General features: G+C 52.2%; 3 protein-coding genes and 2 pseudogenes. 2 read left to right on the forward strand and 3 right to left on the reverse strand.

Features of this window, described 5'->3' with window-relative positions; translation table 11 throughout:
- Positions 1-666: IS5 family transposase (locus ATN84_RS12875; protein WP_068882073.1), on the forward strand; the 666-nt coding region annotated here is incomplete at its 5' end.
- Between the two features lie 61 nt (positions 667-727).
- On the opposite strand, the pseudogene ATN84_RS26885 reads toward ATN84_RS12875, so the two are convergent.
- Positions 728-844 (reverse strand): annotated as a pseudogene (locus tag ATN84_RS26885) (IS5/IS1182 family transposase); the annotation flags it as partial.
- Between the two features lie 239 nt (positions 845-1083).
- Between ATN84_RS26885 and ATN84_RS12880 the strand changes: the two are divergent.
- Positions 1084-1723: pseudogene (locus ATN84_RS12880) on the forward strand (transposase).
- 71 nt (positions 1724-1794) lie between these two features.
- On the opposite strand, the gene ATN84_RS12885 reads toward ATN84_RS12880, so the two are convergent.
- Positions 1795-2670 carry a LysR family transcriptional regulator gene (locus ATN84_RS12885; protein WP_068882074.1) on the reverse strand — a complete coding sequence of 292 codons (876 nt, stop codon included), beginning with the start codon at positions 2668-2670 and terminating at the stop codon, positions 1795-1797.
- A gap of 317 nt (positions 2671-2987) precedes the next feature.
- Positions 2988-3767, reverse strand: coding sequence for a response regulator transcription factor (locus ATN84_RS12890; protein WP_068882075.1), 780 nt, complete (start codon positions 3765-3767; stop codon positions 2988-2990).
- Positions 3768-4419 lie beyond the last annotated feature (652 nt).

Raw genomic sequence — 4419 nt, forward strand, 5'->3', positions numbered from 1 at the left:
AGCGACGTAACTTCAGCGCATTGGAGCAAATCTCAAAGGCTGCTCAACCGGACGCTTACGCCGTTCTCGACGGTGCAGAAATACTTCTACCGCTGGCGTGACGATGGCCTGCTGCGCGCCATCAGCAATGAGCTGGTGATGGCGGCGCGCGAACGCGACGGGAAAGAGGCCAGCCCCACCGCTGGTGTCATCGACAGCCTGTCGGTCAAGACCACCGAAAGCGGCGGAATTCGTGGATTTGACGCCGGCAAGAAGGTCATGGGCCGCAAGCGCCACATCGTCACCGATACGCTCGGTCTGATGGTCGGTCTCGTCGTCCATGCCGCTGATGTCCAGGACCGTGACGGCGCGCCAACCGTCCTGAAATCGATCCTCAAGCGCTGGCCATGGTTGCGCCATGTCTTCGCCGATGGCGGCTATGCCGGGCCGAAGCTGAGGGGAGCATTGCAAAAGGTCGGCAAGTTCACGCTCGAAATCATCAAGCGCTCGGACCGTATCAAAGGCTTCGAGATGCTACCCCGCAGATGGGTGGTGGAGAGAACATTCGCGTGGCTCGGCAGATGTCGCAGATTGGCCAAGGACTTCGAACGAACCATCGCATCCGCCGAAGCCTGGGTCTTCATCGCCCACATCCGCCTGCTAACGCGCCGACTCGCAAGACCTTGAAATGGCACCTGTCGTTTTGATTCAGACACTGAGAGCCTTAATCAAAAAGAATGATTTGATATCAATGCCTTGCAAGTCTGCGAGTGAGCATACGAATATCGGCGATGTATATCCAAGCCTCTGCGGAAACGATGGATTTCTCCCAGTCCCTGGCCAGCCTGCGGATGCCACATCGACCACGTTCTAACATCCCGACATCATGCGGCGGCCCAAGCGCCGACCGCGAAGAGAAGCGAGTGACCCGCGGAACGGTCCGAGAAAAGTGCAGGAGCACCTTGACCTCAACCACCCCAATCAGAGAGGACACTTAGAGCTCATCTCGAAAGGGTTGAGTAGCTAGCGCGATCGTGATTCCGGATTGGGTGTCGAAGCTTATTCGGAGAAACCTGATATGGCCGCCAGCATAGCCGAGAGCACCTGCGTTACGAAACCGACCTGACGGATCGGGAGTGAAATTTGATTGCACCTATGATGCCGGCGGCGGCGAAGACGGGGCCGCCGCGCCGCTGACCACCGCGTGAGGTCAGGAACGTGATCTTCTACGTCATGCGTGGCGGTATTGGCTGTCCGACTTCCCGCCCAGAAGCACGGTGTTCCGATGGTTCTGCCGCTTCCGCGACGAATGCCTGTTCGAGAAGATCAACCACCCGCTCCTGATGCTGGACCGCGCGCGCCACGCGCTGGTCGACACGACGGGCGGGCGCTGGTGCTGTTTCCGCATCCGGCCAGCATCCAGGACCGCGACGGCGCAGGCCCCGTGCCGTAAGCCTCGCGGTGGCCGTTTCCCCTCATCGGCAAGGTGTTCGCCGATGCCGGCTATGAGGGGCCGCGCATGGCTGAAGCCACATCCATCGCCATCGAGATCGTGAAACGAAAGCCCGATCAGGTGGGCTTCGCAGCCCAACCGAGACGCTCGGTGGTCGAACGCTTCTTCGCATGAATCAGTCGAGACCGGAGGCTCTGGAAAGATGCCAAGGCGACCATCAGGTTCGCAACGGCTTTCCTATACGCCGCAGCCGTCATGACCCTCCTCAGACGCATCGCCCGTCATTCATGACAAGTTTCGGCACGGACTCTTAACGAAATGCAACTGCAATGATGCTCATAATCCACATTCCCATATCGATTTTAACTGTACTTGCTATACCCAACTATAGTTTCTGTCATCATCTCAAATATTCTATTTGATTGCTTATATTGCAGTTTTTTCTTGTTATAAAAAAGGCCAAATCTTATTTTGCTCGTCGCGGGAATACAATCTACTGTTTTAATATCTTCATCTCCTATTGTTGCCATCGCAAACTTCGGTATTGTCGTGCAGCCAAGCCCCGCCGAAACCAGATGCATCCGAACGAGGTTATCATCGGTGCGACTGGTAACCTTATAGGAAATTTGCGCTTCCCTGAGCGACCGCTCGGCATAATAGGAATACGGAGACAGTGTGGCCTCAAGGATTACAGGAAGCGGCGATGCAGAAACCTTGCCGCCGGATCTCGCTTCAAAGCCGCTCGACGCCACCCAGACCAAAGGAACATCGAACATCAGATCGAGTTCTCCCTCATGATGGAAAAGAGGGCGCACAACCACATCCAGTTCTCCATGATTGAACATCTCTGAAATATTGGAGGGGCGGCCTATGTGAACATCGAACTCTCTGCCCAGCTCGACATAGCGCTTGATATCACGGCAATAATGCGCAGCAATATGGTTACAAACGCCCAGGCGTAACTTACCCACTTCCTTACCGAGCGAGAGGCACCGCATGGTGTCAATCGGCTCCATCATCGTAAATATGAGACGAGCGATCTCATCCGAGCAAATGGTCAACTTCGTACCGTTACGGACGATGATCGGTATCCCGGAAAGCTTTTCGAAACGGGCTATTTGTTGTGATACAGCCGATTGGGAAATCCCAATTCGCTCTGCTGCAACCGTGACGCTCTTACAGGCAAGAACCTCGTGAACGCATCGGATGGTTCCCAAAGACAACCGCTCAAGGGTCATTTCCGCACTCCTGTTTATTAAAGGCACGCAACCAAATCATCTCTGGTCACGCCCTATTCGTTTGCAATAATATTTAAGTTTTGTTGAATAGAGTAATATTTCCTTAACTTCTTATAAGGAATAACTGTAATATAATTGAATTCAAGTTATATATTACTTCAGTAAGTTACATTAAACATATATATCTCAAGTCGATATCAAATATCATCTTATTATTCGAAAAAAATCATTTTGAATTTTACAATTCTAATATTATGAATCTATATTCAAAGATCTCCATATCTTAACCCGGTTAAATGCCGATGCTGCCATTTCGCTCAACTTGTCCGATGCATTGACACGGAGCCACGCAACATCTCCTCCTCCCTGAATCCCCTTCCCGTCGTAAACGCCCCCCCCAGTTCGCGTATATGGGTTTCCCTAAGCAACGAGAACCCGTGACTGCGGTGGGTGGTAACGACATTTCCCAATTCAGGCGCCTCTGCTTCAAGCTTCTTGCGGAGGCGATGAACCACGACGTCAAGTCGTTTATCCGTCAGTGTGAGATCATCATCCCAGAGAAAGCGCTCAACTTCCTGTCGAGATGCTCGCCGATGCGGTGCCTGCGCAAGGCAGGCAAGAAACCAGCATTCCAAGGTCGTCAGTTTTATGGTCACACCACCCGAGATCATCAAAAGCTGACGCCCTACATCCAGCGCCAAAACCAACGAAGCCCCCGGAAGACGGGTAACTACTCTTCTTATGACAGCCTTCAGTTCATCAATGCTGACGGGCTTGTTCAGGTACACATCCACGCCGGCCTTCACAGCCTCGAGCCGCTCCTGGGCATCTTCGCTAACTGTCAAAGCAATGATGCGTAGCTGATCATGAAGAGCCAATCGCCGGATGACCAATAGCCACTCGCCTTCACAACGCGCTAGATCGAGAATGAGAATGGCATGACCATGGGCGGCAATCATTTGCTCCAAATCATTCTGCGAAGATGCAAGGGATACAGAAAACCCTGCAAGCTCCAAAGCAACATACATATCGTATGCAAGACTTACGTCTTCGTTGAACAATATTACTTTTACATCGCCCTTTCTGTGGTCTTTCATTCCAATTCTCCTGATTCTGACTACGTTATCCAGAAACCATGACTGCCTGATGTTTAAATGACGAGAGATTGCAGCCCATCACGCAAAAACGTCAGGCCAAGGCCGATCATTATTCAAGTTTGGAGCGTGAGCTCGAACGGCACCGTGGATGCTGGAAAGCGTGCGCAACATCTCGCACGGGAGCGGACATACGCTTTCTTCCAGAAATATCGGCCGCAACGCAATTCAGAACGGGCACCTGCCGCCACTGACTGGAATTCCCGACATACCCAAAATTCTCTTCCCAAAACATTCCAACTACAATCGCCCCCGACATTCGCCGCCAAACGCAAGCGCAAACTTCTCCCTTCAAGATCAGCCAGCCGCAATTCAGCATTCCCAAGCCTTCTCGCAAACACATCTGCATCACCTATCGGGCAATCAGTTCGCCTGCCGACACCAGTGGCTGGAACAGCTCAAACGAAAGCCCAATGCCCCGCCCGAAGCAACAACGCCAACCACAGAACACACTATGACACCCCTCCAAGATGATGGAGACCCCGCCGCTTTCTGCAATAACCACCTTTTTTTGTGCATACATATAGTGTTATAAAATGTTACACTATTGCTGATTTTGTAACATTTACGTAAGAGAAGTAACGGCCTCAGTTAC

Source organism: Paramesorhizobium deserti, assembly GCF_001558695.1.
Taxonomy (GTDB): Bacteria; Pseudomonadota; Alphaproteobacteria; order Rhizobiales; family Rhizobiaceae; genus Paramesorhizobium; species Paramesorhizobium deserti.

Bases quoted from the DNA above. Each gene is read 5' to 3' on its own strand.
- ATN84_RS12885 (WP_068882074.1), bottom strand. From the start codon at position 2,670: ATGACCCTTGAGCGGTTGTCTTTGGGAACCATCCGATGCGTTCACGAG.
- ATN84_RS12890 (WP_068882075.1), bottom strand. From the start codon at position 3,767: ATGAAAGACCACAGAAAGGGCGATGTAAAAGTAATATTGTTCAACGAA.